The following is a 673-nucleotide window of genomic DNA, read 5'->3' on the forward strand; positions in this document are numbered from 1 at the left end:
CGGCGGCGGCGGCCAGGCCGCCCAACGCGATGCCGGTGCCCACCCCGGCGACCGCGCCGGTCAGGACGCCCGCGGCGAGCGCGCCGACCACGATCCACGGCAGGCGCAGCGCCGGGACCTCCGCCGGCGTCGGGGGAGGGGGGTCGACCAGCGCTCGCAGCCGTCCGGGGCCGGGGCGCACGGCGCTGACGAGCACGGCCGCGCACAGCAGGGCGACGGCACCGGCAGCGGGGCCCGGCACCCGGGTCAGCGCGTCGAGCCCGGCCGCGTTCACCGCGGCACCGCCGAACCGAGGATGCGCTCGCTCCAGGCGGCCCCCGCCGCGGCCAGCCCGGCCCCGACCACCAGCATCGCCTGCCCCAGCGGGCCGCCGCGCAGCACGGCGACCGGATCGGCGCCGACCAGCTGGCCGAGCCCCAGGCCCAGCACGGGCAGCGCCGTGAGGACCACGGCGGTGGCCCGGGGGCCGGCGAGCTGGGCGCGCACGGTGCCCGCGAACCGCACCCGCCAGCGGATGTCGTGGTGGGCCCGGGCGAGCAACTCGGCGAGCGGGACGCCGAAGCGATCGGCCATCGACCAGGCCGTGGCGATCCGCTCGATGTCGGCCGCGGACGTCGGGTGGCGCGCGGCCTCGCGGCGCAGCGCGGCGGGCACGGCGTCGCCCAGCCGGGCC

2 protein-coding genes are annotated in these 673 nt (G+C 81.4%); both read right to left on the reverse strand.

All coding sequences use genetic code 11. The features are described 5' to 3' along the window. Window positions 1-274: hypothetical protein (locus tag KIK08_RS39325; RefSeq protein ID WP_214408371.1), on the reverse strand; the 274-nt coding region annotated here is incomplete at its 3' end. Then, a partial coding sequence (locus KIK08_RS39330) for a type II secretion system F family protein (RefSeq protein WP_408004799.1) occupies window positions 271-673 on the reverse strand: 403 nt, incomplete at its 5' end. The genes KIK08_RS39330 and KIK08_RS39325, both read right to left, overlap by 4 nt.

The sequence above is a fragment of the Pseudonocardia lacus genome (genome assembly GCF_018531445.1).
In the GTDB taxonomy this organism is placed as follows: Bacteria; Actinomycetota; Actinomycetes; order Mycobacteriales; family Pseudonocardiaceae; genus Pseudonocardia; species Pseudonocardia lacus.